Genomic DNA, 16600 nt, shown 5'->3' with positions numbered 1-16600 from the left:
TGTGATGCATACAATCTGGGTGCCGGATCTGTCGGGCGACGAAGGCCCGAAGTATTTGTCGCTGGCGCGGGCCTTGCGCGAAGCGATCCGCACCGCCGCTTTGCCACAAGGCACACAATTGCCAACGGTGCGCGATCTGGCTTACCGCTTGGCGGTGACGCCGGGGACTGTCAGCCGCGCCTATCAGATTGCCACGCAAGAGGGGCTGTTAGAGGCGACTGTGGGGCGCGGCACCTTTGTCGCCGCACGCAGGCCACGGCTGGGGCCGTCGCAATCCCTGTTCACCGACCGCGATCCGGGCGTGGACGAGGGCCGGGTTGATCTGCGGTCACCTCAATTGCCGGACGTGGGGCAGACGGCGATCTTTGGCGATATTCTGCGCAAAGTCTCGCTGGATGTCGGCATCGAATGGCTTGATTACACACATCAAAATGGCGAGGCACCGCTGCGTGAGGCGGTGGTGACATGGCTGTGCAACCGCGTGTTGGGGCCGATTTGCGAAGATGATGTCATGCTGACGCATGGCGGGCAAAGCGGCATCGGGCTGGTGCTGGATTGCTGTCTGCGCGGCGACCGCCCGGTGGTTTTGATCGAGGATCTGGCCTATCCGGGCTTTCGCTATGCGGCGCGGGCGGCGCGGGCCGAGGTGATCGGGATCGAGTTGGACGAAGAAGGCATCCGCCCGGATGCGCTGGAAGCCGCCTGCAAACGCTATGGCGCGCAGGTGCTGTGTCTGACGCCAAGCGCACAAAACCCGACCACCGCGCGGATGAGCCCCGAGCGGATGTCCCAGATTGTATCCATCGCGCGGCGGTACGATCTGCAAATCATTGAAGATGAGTGCTATTTCTACTCGGGTGCGCCCGACCCTGCGTTGCGGGCCTTGGCACCGGAACGGGTGTGGTATGCGGGCAGCCTGTCAAAATCTGTCTCGGCTGCCCTGCGGTTTGGCTATGTGATTTGCCCGACCGGGATGGGGCCAACCGGGCGCTTGGCGGCGCAACATGCGTTCTTTGCGCTGTCAAAACCTTTGGCGGCTTTTGCGCTGGAATTGTTCAACTCGGGTGCTGCCGATGATATCCGCGCCTCGGTTGAGGCAGAGTTTTCGGACCGTTTGCAGATGGTTATCAACCGCTTGGGTGCGTTTGATCTGTCTTGGCAAAAGGGGATTCCCTTTGCATGGTTGCGGCTGCCGCAGGGCTGGCGGGCCTATACATTCACCCGGATGGCCGAAGAGCAGGGCGTTTTGCTGCGCGCCGCCGATCAATATGCCATGAGCAATGGCCGTGCGCCCAATGCGGTGCGACTGGCGATTGCCGGCGGTATTCCGCGCCAACAGCTTGATGCGGGGCTTGCGGCGATGGGCTATATGCTGCCGCGCCCGCCGAATGATATGGCGGTTTGAATGTGTGGCTTTCTGGACTCGGATGCGCACAATCCCATCGGCGGGAATTGACCGATCGGCGGCAAAGCGCCAGATTCAAGCTTCGAGCGGTAAGCCAGACACATAAAAGAAAGGCCCACAAATGGGACTTCAAACCACGTTTCACGCGCCGGGAGCGGGCGCTGATTTCCTCGGGTTGCGCAAATCGCGCGCTGGGGCGACCGAAATTGTCTATGATGATGGCGCAAAGCAACGGCTGGTCTGGCGGGTGTCGGATGGCAGCGGCGATGAGGTGATCTCGGATGCGCTGCAGGCTGCGGTCGGCGCGCAAAGGGTGCTCGCCAGCTTGTATGACGAGCTTAAAAAGCGGGCGATTCAGATCGAGCGGATCTGAACACCACCTGTTTCGCTTGCGCGAGAGGCACTTGGCAGCAATGATCAATTAAATCTTGCATCGTTTCGCAGGATCGGATCAATTTGATCAAATGCGCCAAAAGTGCCAGCAAAGGTGCTACAGGGGGAACGGGATGCAATCGAAACCAAAGGTGCGCTTCTGGGGATCAGAGGCCGCCAACGGGCTGTTGATGATCAGCCCGACCGCAATTTACGCGATTTTGCTGCTCGCGGCACCGCTTGCGATGATTTTCGCCTATAGTTTCATGACTGACGGCTATCTGAAGATCATCCCAGAGTTTCAGCTGTGCAACTATTTTGGCGAGTGTCATTCCTACAAGGATGTGAACGGCGCGCGGTCGGTGGCGCAGACTTATCGCGGGGTTTGGTCGGACCCGCTGGCGCTGACGCTGCTGTGGCGGTCACTTGTGATTTCATTGGTGGTGACGGCGACGACAGTGCTGCTGGCGTTTCCGGTTGCCTATTTTGTCAGCTTTTATGTGGCGCCGTCGAAAAAGTCGCTCTGGCTGTTTTTGATCACCATTCCGTTCTGGACCAGCTATCTGATCCGGGTGTTCCTGTGGAAAGTGATCCTTGGCACGGGGGGGGTGATCAACTCGGGCTTGCTGGAGATCGGGCTGATTTCCGAGCCGATCACCTGGCTTTTGTACAATGCCAATTCTGTGGTGATCACGCTGGCGCATGCCTATGCCCCCTTCGCGATCCTGCCGATTTTCGTATCGCTGGAAAAGATCGACCGCTCTTTCCTGGAGGCTGGGCGTGATCTGGGCGAAAGTCCGTTCATGACGTTCTGGCGGGTGACGCTGCCCTTGGCGATGCCGGGGGTGGTTTCGGCGGTGCTGATCGTGTTCATCCCGACGATTGGCGATTATGTGACGCCCAATCTGGTCGGGGGACCAGAGGGTAAGATGGTCGCCAACCTGATCGAGTTGAACTACAAGAAGCTGGACAATTATACGCTGGGATCGGCGCTGGCGATCTCTTCCATGGCCATCGTGATGGCGGTCAGTCTTTTGTTCCTGTTCTTGAACAGACGGTTTCTGAAGGGGAACAAGCGATGAAGGGCGGCTGGTTTCGCGGCTATACGATAGCCTATCTGATCTTTCTGTATGCGCCGATCGTGCTGCTGCCGATCTTTGCCTTCAACAACTCGACCACGGTGGCGTTTCCGCTGAACGGCTTTACGACCTTGTGGTTTGGCAAGTTGTGGGAGGATCCGGCGCTGCACCGTGCGCTGAGCAATTCGCTGATCATCGGCATCAGTGCGGCGGTGATTTCAACCGCGCTTGGGGTGTTCGCCTCGCGTGCCTCGACCCGCTATGCGTTTCCGTTCAAGGGCGGGCTGATGGGGTTGATCATGCTGCCGCTGGTGTTGCCGGATATCATTCTGGCGGTGGCGCTGCTGACGGTTCTGCTGGGGATCGGCACGCCGCTTAGCTTGATGACGGTGATTTTGGGGCATGTGCTGGTCTGCACGCCGTTCTCTATTGCGATCCTGTCGGCGTCGTTCCAATCGCTGGATCACTCGCTTGAGGAAGCCGCCTATGATCTGGGCGAAACGCCGATTTCAGCATTCCGGCTGGTGATATTGCCGCTGGTGCTGCCGGGGATCATTTCCAGCCTGCTGATCACTTTCACCATCAGCCTTGATGAATTCATCATGGCGTTCTTTCTGGCGGGCAATGAAAACACCCTGCCGGTCTATATCTTTGGCCAGTTCCGCTTTCCGCAGAACGTGCCGGTTATTTTGGCGCTGGGGACGATTTTGGTCTGTCTGTCCATCGCTTTGCTTGCAACCGCAGAATATTTCCGCCGCCGTGGCATCGCCAAAACCGGTGGTAAGGATACTGGAGGCTTCCTGTGACGTCTGAAAAACCCACCATGTCCGGTCAGACCATGATCGAGTTCAAAGACGTTCATAAATATTACGGCGATTATCACGCCTTGCGCGGGATCACCGCGACGATCAAGGCGGGGGAGTTTTTCAGCCTGCTGGGGCCTTCGGGCTGTGGCAAGACCACGCTTTTGCGCACCATTGCCGGGTTTGAGGGGATTTCCTCGGGTGTGGTGATGATCGACGGCAAGGATATGGTATCGGTGCCCGCCAATGTGCGGCCGACCAATATGGTGTTCCAGTCCTACGCGATTTTTCCGCATCTGACGGTCGAGCAGAATGTCGGCTTTGGTCTGCGTAAAGACCCGCGCTCAAAGGCAGAAAAGGCGGCGGCGGTGGCCGAGGCTTTGGAAATGGTCGGGCTGAAGGGCTATGGCGCGCGCGCGGCGCATGCGCTTTCGGGGGGGCAGCGGCAGCGGGTGGCTTTGGCGCGGGCGCTGATCCTGAAGCCGAAGGTTTTGCTGCTGGACGAGCCTTTGTCTGCGCTGGACAAGAAGATGCGCGAGCAGATGCAGATGGAGCTGATCAAGCTGCAACGGCAGGTTGGCATCACCTTTATTCTGGTGACGCATGATCAGGAAGAAGCCTTGGTGATGTCGGACCGGATTGCGGTGATGTTTGAGGGTGAGATCGCGCAGCTGGCCGATCCTGAAACCTTGTACAGGCGTCCGAACAGCCGCAAGGTCGCTGATTTCATTGGCACAATGAACTTCCTGCCTGCCGAAATCCTTTCGGAAATCGACGGCAAGGTTGAGGTCGAGGCCAAGGGGTTTGGCCGTCTGACTTTGGATGCGGAACAGGTTTCGGTGGCGCCTGGAAGCTCTAGCGCCTCGATCGGTTTTCGGCCAGAGACGCTGACCATCCTGTTTGATGGCCAAACTGCGACCGACCGCGAAAGTCGCGCCGAGGTGGTCGAGGTCGTCTACTACGGCGATATGACCTATTACGATATCAAGCTTGAAGGCACGACCGAGCCGATGCGGTTGTCGATGCGCAACGTGTTTGGCCGCCCTGTGCTGGATATTGGCACGCAAACGCGGGTGGCATGGTCGCCGGGCGCGCTGGTTTTGTTCCGCTGATGCTCACGGCTGAACGGCTGGCCGATCTGCCGCCGACGCTGTTCTTTCACGCCCGCGCCAAACTGGCGCTGGCGCTGGAAAAGCGGCATTTCAAACTGCTGAGCGCCTTTGCCGATCACGCGCTTGCGCAGGGTTGGCAGGTTCAGATCACCGACAGCACGGTGGGTCAACATGAGCTTGCCGCCAGCTTTCCGCAGCATCTGCATGTGTTCATGGAAGATCGCGGCTTTTACGCGCGCAATATTTTCCACTGCGTTCCCAGCTATTTGCGCGGGTTTTGGTTCTTTGATCAGATCGGTGTGCGCAACAATTCCTTGCAACGCCTATCGCCTTTTGACGCCGAGGCCGTGCCAAAGCGCCGTGCAGAGCGTTTTCTGGCCAAACTTGCACCGCAGTTCGTCGAGGCCAATCGCAGCAAGTTTGACCAGATGCCGCGCGGGGCCGAAGCTGTCCCGGCGGGATGTCTTGCGTTCTTTGCGCAGGATTTCAAACCGCCCAAGCACCACACGCATTATCTGAGCGTGCCCGCGATGATCGAGGCCGCGATTGCCGCCAAAGGCAGCCGTGCTGTGTATATCAAGCCGCATCCCAACCAAAGCTTTGATGAATTAGAGCTGCTAAGCCACTATCATGACCCAGAGCAAGGCGTGCATGTTGGCATGGCCTCGATCCATGATCTGCTGGCGGCCTGCGATTGCGCCGTGACGTTGAGCTCTGCGGTGGGGTTTGAGGCGTTCTTGCACCAAAAGCCGGTGGTGCTGGGCGGGCAGACCGATTTTTGGCAGAACGCCATCACCCTGACCGATGCCGCGCGGATGCCGCAGGCTTTGGCCGCCGCGATGGCGCGCGATTGGCCGCATGCGGGGTATCTGCAGTGGTATTTGCAAAAGTTTTGCCTTGAGGACCGGGCCGAGGATTTGCCGCGCTTGTTGGCCCGTGTGCATCAACGTGGCTATGCTTTGGGCGATCTGAGCCAAACGGGCTACTTCTAAGCCTTTGGTTTGGCTAAGCGTCGGGGCGCAGCAAGCCCAGCCCACGCAGATAAATCCCGATGCCTGCTTCCAGCAAATCCTCGGGCGGGAACGGGCTTTTCGCCCCCGGTGCGCCGCGCATGTAAAGTTCAACGACGCCGTGGCTCATCGCCCAGATATGGGCCGAGAACATCGTGGCGGGCGGACGCTTGCCCGGTGGCAGGTGTTGCGACAGCTTTTCAGCCGCCTGTTCCAGCACCGCGCGGGCTTTTTGCGCGACGATGGCAAGATCAGGATGCGCTTGCAGGCTGAGGCCGGATTCAAACATCGCCTTGTAATGGCCGGGATATTTGCGCGCAAAGGCCAGATAGGCACGGCCCGTCGCCTCGAACGCCGCCAAAGCTGTGGGCTGGCCGTTGTTATAGGCAAATTCCATCAGGGCCGCGAAGATATCATAGCCTTGCCGCGCCACCTCGGCGATCAGATCATCGCGGCCCGCAAAATGCCGATATACAGCGGCGGGGGTGACATCGGCGGCTTTGGCGGCTTCGGACAGGGTAAAGCCGGTCGGACCCTGATCGGCAATCAGGATCAGAGCCGCCTCGACCAGCGCTTGCCGCAGGTTGCCGTGATGATAGCCACGTTTCAATCGATCTGCCTTTTCTTCGGGCCACCGCAGATCTTTTCATCGATCTTGCCGATCACGTTCGGGTCTTTGCCTTTGTAGTCAACGGATTGCAGGATGTTCTGTATAACGCAAAGCCGGGTGCGCAGCTTGTCATCCGACAAGATCACCGTCCAAGGCGCGTATTTGAAATGGCTTTGCGCAAAGGTTTCGTCAATCGCGGCGGTGTATTCATTCCATTTCGCAAGGCCGTCTATGTCGATCTGCGACAGCTTCCATTGCTTGAGCGGGTCTTGTTCACGATCCAGGAAGCGTTGCAACTGCTCGGCTTGGCCCACCTCAAGCCACAGCTTGATCAGGATGATGCCTTCATCGACCAGCATGCGTTCAAACTCGGGCAGTTGGCGGAAGAATTTCGCGCGCTGCTCGGGGGTGCAAAAGCCGAAAACATGCTCGACAATGCCGCGATTGTACCATGAGCGATCGAAAAAGGCGATCTCACCCGCCGCAGGCAGCCAATCGACGTAGCGCTGAAAATACCATTGCGCGGCCTCGCGGTCGGTCGGTTTCGGCAGCGCCACGATGCCCGCGACGCGTGGGTTGAGGTTTTCATGGGCTGCGGCAATCGCGCCACCTTTGCCCGCAGCATCGCGGCCTTCAAACACCACCACCATGCGCTTGCCAGTCGCCTTGATGTCGGCGGCCATGCGCACAAGCTGCACTTGCAGCGCCTCCATCTGGGTTTTGTAGTCGGATTTCTTCAGTTCTTCGCGGTAGGGATAGTCCTTCCACAGAATTTCATCCTTGCTGGCCTTTTCAATGGTCTTGCGCACCTCTTTCGGGGCGGCTTCCTTGAAATAGCGGCTGATCGCGCCGTCAAAGGGCAGGTCCATGATATCCTCCGGTTCGGGTTTGACCCACTATGGCGATTGCGGCGGGCTGTGCAATCCAGAGCGTTGAGCGGCGCGCGCAATCGCCGCAAGCGCCGCCGTGCGATGGCTGTAATGGGGCATGTGGCCCGCGCCGTCCAGCACGGTCAAATGCGCGTTGGGCATGCGGGCGGCAAACGGAGCTGAATGGATTGCCAGCGGCACGGTGGTGTCGGCGGTGCCGTGGATCATCTCTATCGGCAGGGTCAGCTGCGGATAAAGCGGTTCTTGTGCGACAATTTCAGGCCGCAGATCATTCACTTGCGCAAAATTCGCCCGCAAGGTGGTGCGCCGCAGCGCCAGTTTCGCCGCAATCGCTGTGGCATAGCCGGGCGGCACCGGATCGGGGGAAAACACGGCGGCGATGCTGCTGTCCACAAAGCTGTCTGGCACATAGGCTGCGGCAAGCGGCGGGATCAGGGCGGCACCGATGCGGCTGTCGCTCAGGCGGTAAAAGATGTCGAGCGGCCCCGGCCAAGGCAGGCTGGGGGCCGATATCAGCACCAAAGCGCGTGGTTTCAGCGGCGCAAACAGCGCCCAAGCCAAAGTGACCGAACCGCCGTAGCTTTGGCCGACAATGATCGGATCGTGCACGTTCAGTTGTGCGGCGGCGTCGGCAAGATGAAGGGCCTGTCCACGGATGGATTGATCGGGGATCGGGTCAGACCAGCCCAGACCGGGGCGATCAAAGGCAATCACCCGGTAGGATTTTTCCAGATCGGCGGCCAGCGCCACCGTCAGATCGCGCGCATTGCCCGAGGCACCGTGGATCAGGATCAGATCCGGGCCAGCGCCTGTGACATAGACATGCACCTGCACGCCGTTCACCGTCAAAAACTGGCCCTGCGCCGGAAACTCGGCCAGGATCGCGGCCTCGCGGCTTTGCGCGCGGTAGAGTGTGACGCCCGAGACGCCGCCCAAAAGCGCCGCTGCAATCAACAATTTACCGGCCAATTTCTGCCATGTCATAAGGCGTGCTCTGATAGATCTCATTGATCCAATTGCCATAAAGCAAATGGGCGTGGCTGCGCCAACGGTTCAACGGAGGTAGTGCTGGATTGTCGTTCGGGTAGTAGTTGTCTGGCACATTGATCGGGGTTCCGGCCGCAATATCGCGGTCGTATTCCTGTTTCAGCGTGTCGCTGTCATATTCAAAATGGTTGAAGATATACAACGCCCGGTGCGCGGGGTCTTCGACCAGACAGGGGCCGACCTGCTCGCTGCCCAAAAGCGTGCGCAGGCCGGGGGCGGCGGCGATTTCGGCGTCTTTCATCTCGGTCCAGCGGCTGACCGGGATGACAAATTCATCGGAAAACCCGCGCAGGAAAGGCGAAGTCGGGGCAAGGTTCTGATGGCGAAAGCACCCGAACGCCTTGTGATCCAGCATATGTTTGGCGACGCCGTGGAAATGGTTGATCATCGCCATGCCGCCCCAGCAAACGCCAAAGGTGGAATGGACGTTGGTTTGGGTCCAATCCATCACCTCGCGCAGCTCGTCCCAATAGGTGACGTCGCTGAACTCCAGATGTTCAATCGGCGCACCGGTGATGATCAGACCATCGAATTTATCGGATTTCACCTCGGAAAACGGGCGGTAGAAGGTTTCCATATGCTCTGCCGCAGTGTTTTTCGCCTGATGTTCCGACATGCGGATCAATTGCAGATCAATCTGCAGCGGGGTGGCCCCGATCAGGCGGGCAAATTGGTTCTCGGTCTGGATTTTCTTCGGCATCAGATTCAACAAACCGATGCGCAACGGGCGGATTTCCTGTGCCTGCGCCCGCTCTGGCGACATCACCATGACGCCTTCGTTCCGCAGAACGTCAAAGGCGGGCAGGGTGGCGGGCAGGGTGATCGGCATGGGTTTATCCTGATAAACGAGTGAGTTAGGCGTGGTTGTTCGTGCGTTCAAGTGCCGTCGCGATCATATCATCGAAATCGGCGGGCGATTTGACCTGTGCCACCTCTTCGGCGGTGACGGTGATGCCCCAGCGCGCCATCGCGGCATAGCGCGGTTGGCGGTGATCCAGCAGGCGGGCATAGCCAAAGCGCAGGAAGGCATCCGGGTCAACCGAGGTTGCGGATTTACCTTGCAGATCAAGATACTCCGCCCATAACTTCAACAAGAAGTCCGGCCGGTAATACATCGGCTTGGGGCTGCGATCAAAGCGGCGGGCCAATTCGGCCTTATGCGCATCCGAGCCTTTGATCCAGACCAGAAGCTGATTGCCCGCCAGCGCCTGCATCACCGGATCTTGCGGGTTTTCGGCATCGACCACTTCGCAGATCGAACCCGAGGTATCGCAGATAAAGTTCTGATAGCCATAGATATTCTGCGCACGCTCGACAAAGCGCGGCACGTCCAGCATCGCCGAAATTTCAGCCTGCGCATGTTGGGCTTGGCGGCGCTGATATTCTTCAAACGCAATGCCACCGCGCGCCGGATCACCGGGCTTGCCGAGATAAGTCGACAACGGCGCGAGATTGTTGAAAGTGATGTTCGAGGCGATATAGACCGAATCCGTCATCAAGAGTTCGCGCAACAGCGGCACTTTCATCGCCTCGCGCTTGAAATTGTCCGCGATGTATTCGTTCATATAGCGGGTGCCGATGCGGTAATCGACCGAGTAGTGGAACCAGCCGCCCGCGCCCGCTTGCCCCCCCATGACCTGAACAGAATCGCGCAGCATGTTCGACAGGTAGGTTTTGCCAAGGCCGGACATNTGCCAAAGAGCAAAACGCGCTTCTGCTCGGCGGCGCGAAAATGTTGTGCTGAGGTGTAGATCATCGCGGCCTCCGGGGTTTGGCAGGCTTTTGTTACAGGCGCAGGCCGGGAGGGGGAAGCGAAAATAAACGCGGCCCCGCAAGCACTGCGGGGCCGCAAAGTTAAAGACTGAGGATCAGAACGCGTAGGAAATCCGCATCCCAACTCCGATCGCCGAATTGTCCGAGAAATTCGAGGCCGTAGTGGAGTCGTTCAACGAAGTCTTTGCATCGCCGATGCGGATATAGGACACGCCGCCCGAGATTTTCAGCTTGCTTGCAGTGGTATAGGCAGCCCCGATGGTGATGCTGGTTTTGCCATCATGCGGCCCAAGGTTTGACGCGAAACCGCCGCTCTGATCCTCAAAACCGATCGAAACCGAGCCGGACCAGTTTTCGTTAAACCGACGGCCGACGCCCAAAGTATAGGTCACTGTGTCAGAGTCATACGACACCAACGGCGACGGGGCGGGATAGCCAGCAGGGTCGATCACGAAGGATGACCAATCCACCCAGCGTATCGAGCCGAACACCAGCGTATCTTTGGCGACACCAGACTGGAACTCAAGATTGACGCTTTGCGGCGAATCCACCGAGGTTGTGCCCGCCACATCCGCGCCGCCGGTCAGCAGGCTGGATTCAACTGTTTTGAAATCATGGCTGATTTTGGAATTATAGGTCAGTGCCACCCGCAAGGCGATCTCTGGTTTTTCATAAGCGACGCCGACCAGATAGCCCAGCCCGCTCGATTGATCCGACTCGACCTTATAGCTTGCCACGAAAGGCACCGAAGCCTTGGCATCCATCAGCTCGTAGCGCAGACCGCCAAAAATGCTGATGTTGTTGTCGGTTTTATACTTTAGCACCGTGGTCAGCGCGGTCGAATTCAGTTCCGCCGTGGAGCCTTGGGCGAAATAGTTGGTGCCCGCCGGATAGCTGACCTTCGCGCCAAACGGCTGGTCGAAAATCACACCCAGATCCCAGTGGTCATTCAGTTTGGTTTTCACCGCCATGCCGATCTGGTTATAGCCGCCCGCCATATCGCCGGACGAAAACCCACCCAAACCAGCCACGGCCGTACCAGTGACGTCCGGCGAGACATGGCCGAAGCTGAGTTCGACATAATCGCCGTCCTCAAAGATCGAAGCGATGCTTTGGCCCGAGCGATCAAGACCCCCTGCCTGTGCCAGCGTCGTGGTCAGTGCCAGCGCGCCGACGGCTGTGATGATGTGCTTCATGGTATACTCCCCGTAACCGATGCTGCATCTTGGCATGTCCCTGCTTTGCCGAGGGTTAATGCGTTCAATGCGGTGATTTGTCACGCTAAGCGGAACTTGGCGCATCGGTCAATCAATGACGCGGCGTCACCACTTTGGACAGAGTCAGATGTGACCTTTCGGCCTGATTTCCGCGCGGATGTTCAGCCAGATGCCAGCGAAGATCACCGCAGCCCCAAGGATCACATAGGGGTCCAGCGGCTCGGCATAGACCAGCGCGCCCACGATGGCGATCAGCGGCAGGCGTAGGAAATCCAGCGGCATCACATAAGAGGCGGGCGCGATCTTGAGCGCAGCGGTGACACAATAATGCGCGGTGACACCGGCAAGGCCGATCACGCAGAGCCAAGGCAGCGTCTGGGCGGTGGGCAGATGGAAGATGCCATCGCTCAACGCTGCGGCAAGGCCGAAAAAGAACTGCATCAAGGTCAGCCAGAACAAGATGCACAGGATAGAGATGCCCTTGGTCAGTTTTTTGGTGACGACATTGGTGGTGGCAAAGCAAAGCGCTGCCCCGGCTGCGGCCAGCACACCATGGTTGATATGCGCCATATCAGGGCGGGCGACAATCAGCACGCCGACAAAGCCCAACGCGGCCGCGATCAGGCGCGTTTTGGTCAGCTTTTCACCCAGCAGCAGGGCGGCAAGCAGCACGACCCAAAGCGGCGAGGTGAATTCGATGGCAAACAATTGCGCCAGCGGGATCATGGTCAGGCCCCAGAACCACAGGTTTTGCCCGGTGAAATGGATGACATTACGCACGGTATGACCACCCAGATTGCGCGCCGTAATCTCGGACAAACGTCCAGTTGCGGTCGCAAGTGCCACGACCAACACGAAACCGACAGCCGAGCGCACGGTCATGATCTCAAACGTGTCGTGGCGCGGGCCAATCTCTTTTGCGGCAATCGCCATCGCGGAAAACGCAAGGATCGAGCCGATCATCCAAAAAGCTGCGCGGATGGCGGGGGAAAGGGGGGCTTTGGAGGTGTTCATCCGCTGATCTGACTGCTCATGGCATGGGGGTGCAGGGTTTCGGCATCAGGCTCGGTGCCATCAAGGCGGTCGGCTTTGCGCAGGGCAGGGAACATCCATGCCCAAGTGCCGGTGACGATCATCGTGCCAATGCCGCCGAACACCGCAGCCCCGACCGGACCAAGGAAACGCGACACCACGCCAGATTCAAACTCGCCCAGCTCGTTCGAGCCCGAGATGAACAGGCCCGACACCGAAGACACCCGACCGCGCATATGGTCGGGGGTGACGATCTGCACCAAGGTTTGCCGGACATAGACCGAGATCATGTCAGCCGCCCCCAGCACCGCAAGCGCCGCAACCGACAGATACATATTTTTTGACAGCCCAAACACCACCGTCGCCAAGCCAAACGCGCCCACCGCCCAGAACATCCGCACGCCGGCGCGGCGCTTCAAAGGCCAACGCGCCAGCGCCAAGGCGACCAGCACCGCGCCGATGGCCGGGCCAGAGCGCAGGATGCCAAAGCCCTCGGGCCCGACATGCAGGATGTCGCTGGCGAAAGCGGGCAGCAAAGCGGTGGCGCCGCCGAGCAGCACCGCGAACAGATCAAGCGAGATCGCGCCGAACACGATCTTGTTGTGATAGGTATAGGCGAGGCCTTCTTTGATCTGCTCCCACTGGCCACCGGGTTGCCGGAGGGGGGTGGTGTTGGCGCGCATCCGCAGAATGATCAGCACGCCCAGCACATAAAGCACGGCGGTGGTGCTGTAGGCGGCCGCGGTAGAGATTGCACAGAGCATACCGCCCAACCACGGGCCGATGATCACCGCACCTTGCCAGCTGAGGGATTTCAAGGAGATCGCCTGCGGCATGTCGGCTTTCGGCACCAGCATCGGCACCAAAGCGCTGGCCGCAGGTGACAGAAAGGCGCGCGATGCGCCGAACAGGGCTGCGATGGCAAAAATCGCGGTGAAGCCGGGCGCGGGATGGATGGCCAGCGCCACCAGCCCCAAAACCCCGATGGTTTCCGCCAAAAGTGCCAGTATCACGATCTTGCGGCGCGAAATGCGATCCGCGAGGGATCCGGCCCAAAGCGTCAGCGCGAACAGCGGCAGGAATTGGCACAGACCCACCATGCCAACCAGAAACGCGCTTTGCTCAATCGACATCGTGGCGCGGCCAAGGCTGTAGATTTGCCAGCCGATGGTGACGGCCTCGATCTGTGCGGCGATACTGACCAAGGCCATGCCGCCCCAGAACAGGCCGAAATCGCGGTGACGCAACAGAAAGTTTTGAGAGATCGCAGTCATGCCGCAAGGCTTAGACCTATCAGCAGGGCTTTGCCAGAGGCAGAGTTGCGTGCAAATTGGCACATCAGCTATGCACTGCGCGCCCTTGCTACAAGCGGCTGCGGCGTTATGTCTTGGGTAACATTAGCTGAAATTGGACCTGAAATGACCGCTCATACCGCCATCAAGAACACCCGCAAGGCCGACCATGCGATCCATGCGCAATTCACCTCGCGGTTTTCGCCGCGTGGGTTTACGGAAAAGACGCTGACAGAGGCCCAGTTGCTTTCGCTGTTTGAAGCCGCGCGTTGGGCGCCTTCAGCCAGCAACAATCAACCGTGGCGTTTTGCCTATGGTCTGCGCGGGGATGCGGCTTTTGGCAAGATTGTCGAAGGTTTGGTGCCGTTCAACCGCACTTGGGCTGAGAAAGCCGCGGCTTTGGTTGTGGTGGCCTCGCGCGGGACTGTGGAAAAAGACGGGGTTGAGACGCCCAATGCATGGGCGCAGTTTGATGCCGGGACGGCTTGGGGCTATTTCGCCTTGCAAGCGCATCACGCAGGCTTGGTGGCGCATGCGATGGGCGGCTTTGATGCGGGTATCCTGGCGAAAAATCTGAAGCTGCCCGAAGGCTATATGCTGCATGCGGTGGTGGCCGTGGGTGAGCATGGCGATATCGACAATCTGCCCGAGGCGTTGCAAGCGCGCGAAGCCCCGAATGACCGTCTGCCTTTGGCGAAAACGGTGGCGCATGGTGGCTTTGTCTGAGCGATAGAGAGGTGCCGTCGCGCGGGGCATCGAGCCCCTTGCGACGGCGCTGCCGGGGGATGGATCGGGGCTGTTGTGCTGCGTGATGGCGCGGAAGGGGGGCCAGCCCCCCAGCTTACGCTCCCCCCGGGATATTTATGAACAGGTGAAACGAGGCAGTTGCAGCTGGGGGGGACTCAGTCGCCGATGGCTTCGACGCGGAAATCGCGCAGGATCGGTTTTGTCGCCTCGAACCACGCGCTGGCGCGGGTGCGGGTTTGATGGGCGTTGAAATCTTCCTGCGTGCGGAAGGTTTCCATCACCTCCCACACCAGCGGATCGTCGGTCGGGGTGATTTCAAACGACAGGCAGCCCGGTTCGGCGCGCGACAGCCGCGTGTGCTCGGCGACATGTGCCTGCACTGCGGCGGCTTCTTCGGCGGTTGCGCAGATCAGATGCCCGCGCAACCTAATCATGGCGCAACCTAATCATGGTGGGGCCGGATCATTCGAGTTCAATCGTGCCGGGCGGCTTTGAGGTGATGTCGTAAAACACCCGGTTGACGCCTTTGACCTCGTTGATGATGCGGGTCATGGTTTCGCCCAAGAAATCATGGGTGAAGGGATAGGTGTCGGCGGTCATGCCATCCACCGAGGTGACGGCGCGCAGGGCCAAGGCGTAGTCATAGGTGCGCCCGTCGCCCATCACGCCGACGGTTTTCATCGGCAGGATCGCGGCGAAGGCTTGCCAGATCTCGTCATACAGGCCGTGCTTGCGGATCTGGTCGATATAGACCGCATCGGCTTGGCGCAGGATGTCGAGCTTTTCGGTGGTGATTTCGCCGGGGCAGCGGATCGCAAGGCCGGGGCCGGGGAAGGGGTGGCGGCCGATGAAGCTGGCGGGCAGGCCGAGTTCGCGGCCCAAGGCGCGGACTTCGTCTTTGAAGAGTTCGCGCAGGGGTTCGACCAGTTTCAGGCCCATCTTTTCGGGCAAACCGCCGACATTGTGGTGCGATTTGATGGTGACAGAGGGGCCGCCGGAGAAGCTGACGCTTTCGATCACATCGGGATAAAGCGTGCCTTGGGCGAGGAATTCTGCGCCCTCAATCCCATTGGCGTATTTCTGGAACACGTCGATGAACAAGCCGCCGATGATCTTGCGTTTGGTTTCGGGGTCAGAGACGCCTTGCAGCTTGCCCAAGAACAGTTCGGATTCGTCGGCGTGGATCAGGTTGAGGTTGTAGTTGTCGCGGAACATGGCGACCACCTGTTCAGCCTCGCCCAGACGCAGCAGTCCGTGATCGACGAACACGCAAGTCAGCTGGTCACCAATGGCTTCGTGGATCAGGATGGCGGTGACAGAGCTGTCCACGCCGCCCGAAAGCGCGCAGATCACCTTTTTGTCGCCCACGCGCTGCCGGATCGCGGCGATGGCTTGTTCGCGGTAGGCGTCCATCGTCCAATCGCCGCTAAAGCCTGCCAGTTTCACGAAATTCTCATAGAGTTGCGCGCCCTTCGGGGTGTGATGCACCTCGGGGTGGAACTGCACGGCGTAGAAGTGGCGCGCTGGGTCGGCGGTGACGGCGAAAGGGGCGTTCGGCGAGGTGCCGTAGACCTGGAAGCCGGGGGCGATTTTGGAGACGTGATCGCCGTGGCTCATCCAGACCTGTTCGCGGCCATCGGCAAACCAACCATCTAGGATCGACAGTTGATCAGCGGTTGGAGTGACGAAAGCGCGGCCAAATTCGGCGGTGCCGTGGCCGTGTTCGACCAAACCGCCAAGTTGCTGCATCATGGTCTGCTGGCCATAGCAGATGCCCAACACCGGCACGCCCTGGCTCCAGAGCGCTTCGGGGGCGCGGGGGGAGCCTGCGCGCGTCACCGAATCCGGCCCGCCCGACAGGATCACTGCCTTTGGCGCGAAGCTTTGCAGGAACGCATCATCCACTTTGTTGTAGGGGTGGATTTCGCAATAAACGTTCAACTCGCGCAGGCGGCGCGCAATCAGTTGCGTGACCTGAGAGCCGAAGTCGATGATGAGAAGGCGATCATGATGTGTCATAGCCTCGGGTAGCCTTTGGGGCCGGGAATCGCAAGATCGGATGCAGCGAAAATTCTTCTGCGCAGAATTTTTGGGGGCCGTTCAGCCTGCCTCGGTGTGCGGCCTCATCGCCTTGGGGGTAATTTTGCAAAGCGGATGACCATAAGTCGCTGCTGGGATGGAAGCATGTCGGTTTTGGCGGTTATGTGGCGT

General features: G+C 59.4%; 16 protein-coding genes and 1 pseudogene. 7 read left to right on the top strand and 10 right to left on the bottom strand.

Translation table 11 applies throughout. The features are described 5' to 3' along the window. Positions 1-4: 4 nt before the first annotated feature. From QQJ98_RS00590 to QQJ98_RS00565, 6 genes are all read left to right on the top strand, one after another. Entirely contained in the window at positions 5-1405 is a 1401-nt protein-coding gene (locus QQJ98_RS00590; RefSeq protein ID WP_284323374.1) for an aminotransferase-like domain-containing protein, read from the top strand. A 121-nt stretch (positions 1406-1526) separates the two neighbouring features. Beyond that, positions 1527-1778, top strand: coding sequence for a hypothetical protein (locus QQJ98_RS00585; protein ID WP_284323373.1), 252 nt, complete (start codon positions 1527-1529; stop codon positions 1776-1778). A 133-nt stretch (positions 1779-1911) separates the two neighbouring features. Beyond that, complete coding sequence (locus QQJ98_RS00580) at positions 1912-2859, top strand: ABC transporter permease (RefSeq protein WP_284323372.1); 948 nt, start codon at positions 1912-1914, stop codon at positions 2857-2859. Next, on the top strand, positions 2856-3662 hold the full coding sequence (locus QQJ98_RS00575; protein WP_284323371.1) for an ABC transporter permease: 807 nt from the start codon (positions 2856-2858) through the stop codon (positions 3660-3662). The genes QQJ98_RS00580 and QQJ98_RS00575 overlap by 4 nt, the downstream gene beginning before the upstream one ends. A 32-nt stretch (positions 3663-3694) precedes the next feature. Further along, positions 3695-4771: an ABC transporter ATP-binding protein gene (locus QQJ98_RS00570; protein ID WP_284323393.1), complete on the top strand. Its 1077-nt coding sequence runs from the start codon at positions 3695-3697 to the stop codon at positions 4769-4771. Then, positions 4738-5763 carry a capsular polysaccharide export protein, LipB/KpsS family gene (locus QQJ98_RS00565; RefSeq protein ID WP_284323370.1) on the top strand — a complete coding sequence of 342 codons (1026 nt, stop codon included), beginning with the start codon at positions 4738-4740 and terminating at the stop codon, positions 5761-5763. Before QQJ98_RS00570 ends, QQJ98_RS00565 begins: the two co-directional genes overlap by 34 nt. 13 nt (positions 5764-5776) lie before the next feature. On the opposite strand, the gene QQJ98_RS00560 is transcribed toward QQJ98_RS00565, so the two are convergent. The 8 genes and pseudogenes from QQJ98_RS00560 to QQJ98_RS00525 form a co-directional block, all read right to left on the bottom strand. After that, positions 5777-6391 carry a TetR/AcrR family transcriptional regulator gene (locus QQJ98_RS00560; protein WP_284323369.1) on the bottom strand — a complete coding sequence of 205 codons (615 nt, stop codon included), beginning with the start codon at positions 6389-6391 and terminating at the stop codon, positions 5777-5779. Beyond that, the gene (ppk2, locus tag QQJ98_RS00555) at positions 6388-7260 is read right to left on the bottom strand and encodes a polyphosphate kinase 2 (protein WP_284323368.1); all 873 of its coding nucleotides are present in this window, start codon (positions 7258-7260) and stop codon (positions 6388-6390) included. Before ppk2 ends, QQJ98_RS00560 begins: the two co-directional genes overlap by 4 nt. Before the next feature lie 27 nt (positions 7261-7287). Continuing rightward, positions 7288-8265, bottom strand: a complete 978-nt coding sequence (locus QQJ98_RS00550) for an alpha/beta fold hydrolase (protein ID WP_284323367.1) — start codon at positions 8263-8265, stop codon at positions 7288-7290. Next, a complete protein-coding gene (metA, locus tag QQJ98_RS00545; protein WP_284323366.1) occupies positions 8240-9157 on the bottom strand; it encodes a homoserine O-acetyltransferase MetA in 918 nt (305 codons plus the stop codon). The genes QQJ98_RS00550 and metA overlap by 26 nt, the downstream gene beginning before the upstream one ends. A 25-nt stretch (positions 9158-9182) precedes the next feature. Then, positions 9183-10084 (bottom strand): annotated as a pseudogene (locus QQJ98_RS00540) (ATPase). A 112-nt stretch (positions 10085-10196) separates the two neighbouring features. Next, entirely contained in the window at positions 10197-11297 is a 1101-nt protein-coding gene (locus QQJ98_RS00535; RefSeq protein ID WP_284323365.1) for an OmpP1/FadL family transporter, read from the bottom strand. A 144-nt stretch (positions 11298-11441) separates the two neighbouring features. Continuing rightward, on the bottom strand, positions 11442-12332 hold the full coding sequence (locus QQJ98_RS00530; protein ID WP_284323364.1) for a DMT family transporter: 891 nt from the start codon (positions 12330-12332) through the stop codon (positions 11442-11444). Further along, positions 12329-13624 carry an MFS transporter gene (locus QQJ98_RS00525; protein WP_284323363.1) on the bottom strand — a complete coding sequence of 432 codons (1296 nt, stop codon included), beginning with the start codon at positions 13622-13624 and terminating at the stop codon, positions 12329-12331. Before QQJ98_RS00525 ends, QQJ98_RS00530 begins: the two co-directional genes overlap by 4 nt. Before the next feature lie 144 nt (positions 13625-13768). On the opposite strand from QQJ98_RS00525, the gene QQJ98_RS00520 reads away from it, so the two are divergent. Further along, positions 13769-14368, top strand: a complete 600-nt coding sequence (locus QQJ98_RS00520) for a nitroreductase family protein (protein WP_284323362.1) — start codon at positions 13769-13771, stop codon at positions 14366-14368. A 176-nt stretch (positions 14369-14544) separates the two neighbouring features. Here QQJ98_RS00520 and QQJ98_RS00515 read toward each other — a convergent pair whose 3' ends face one another. Both QQJ98_RS00515 and guaA read right to left on the bottom strand, forming a co-directional pair. Next, positions 14545-14823 (bottom strand): putative quinol monooxygenase, encoded by a 279-nt coding sequence (locus QQJ98_RS00515; protein ID WP_284323361.1) that lies wholly within the window; start codon positions 14821-14823, stop codon positions 14545-14547. Positions 14824-14851: 28 nt separating this feature from the next. Then, a complete protein-coding gene (gene guaA, locus QQJ98_RS00510; protein WP_284323360.1) occupies positions 14852-16408 on the bottom strand; it encodes a glutamine-hydrolyzing GMP synthase in 1557 nt (518 codons plus the stop codon). Positions 16409-16600 lie beyond the last annotated feature (192 nt).

The organism is Cypionkella aquatica (genome assembly GCF_030161095.1).
Taxonomy (GTDB): Bacteria; Pseudomonadota; Alphaproteobacteria; order Rhodobacterales; family Rhodobacteraceae; genus Cypionkella; species Cypionkella aquatica.
This window is presented reverse-complemented; position numbering and strand designations above follow the sequence as displayed.

Bases quoted from the DNA above. Each gene is read 5' to 3' on its own strand.
- QQJ98_RS00525 (WP_284323363.1), bottom strand. From the start codon at position 13,624: ATGACTGCGATCTCTCAAAACTTTCTGTTGCGTCACCGCGATTTCGGC.
- QQJ98_RS00580 (WP_284323372.1), top strand. From the start codon at position 1,912: ATGCAATCGAAACCAAAGGTGCGCTTCTGGGGATCAGAGGCCGCCAAC.
- guaA (WP_284323360.1), bottom strand. From the start codon at position 16,408: ATGACACATCATGATCGCCTTCTCATCATCGACTTCGGCTCTCAGGTC.
- QQJ98_RS00535 (WP_284323365.1), bottom strand. From the start codon at position 11,297: ATGAAGCACATCATCACAGCCGTCGGCGCGCTGGCACTGACCACGACG.
- QQJ98_RS00515 (WP_284323361.1), bottom strand. From the start codon at position 14,823: ATGATTAGGTTGCGCGGGCATCTGATCTGCGCAACCGCCGAAGAAGCC.
- QQJ98_RS00570 (WP_284323393.1), top strand. From the start codon at position 3,695: ATGATCGAGTTCAAAGACGTTCATAAATATTACGGCGATTATCACGCC.
- QQJ98_RS00530 (WP_284323364.1), bottom strand. From the start codon at position 12,332: ATGAACACCTCCAAAGCCCCCCTTTCCCCCGCCATCCGCGCAGCTTTT.
- metA (WP_284323366.1), bottom strand. From the start codon at position 9,157: ATGCCGATCACCCTGCCCGCCACCCTGCCCGCCTTTGACGTTCTGCGG.
- QQJ98_RS00550 (WP_284323367.1), bottom strand. From the start codon at position 8,265: ATGACATGGCAGAAATTGGCCGGTAAATTGTTGATTGCAGCGGCGCTT.
- QQJ98_RS00585 (WP_284323373.1), top strand. From the start codon at position 1,527: ATGGGACTTCAAACCACGTTTCACGCGCCGGGAGCGGGCGCTGATTTC.
- QQJ98_RS00520 (WP_284323362.1), top strand. From the start codon at position 13,769: ATGACCGCTCATACCGCCATCAAGAACACCCGCAAGGCCGACCATGCG.
- ppk2 (WP_284323368.1), bottom strand. From the start codon at position 7,260: ATGGACCTGCCCTTTGACGGCGCGATCAGCCGCTATTTCAAGGAAGCC.
- QQJ98_RS00575 (WP_284323371.1), top strand. From the start codon at position 2,856: ATGAAGGGCGGCTGGTTTCGCGGCTATACGATAGCCTATCTGATCTTT.
- QQJ98_RS00565 (WP_284323370.1), top strand. From the start codon at position 4,738: ATGGTCGCCGGGCGCGCTGGTTTTGTTCCGCTGATGCTCACGGCTGAA.
- QQJ98_RS00590 (WP_284323374.1), top strand. From the start codon at position 5: ATGCATACAATCTGGGTGCCGGATCTGTCGGGCGACGAAGGCCCGAAG.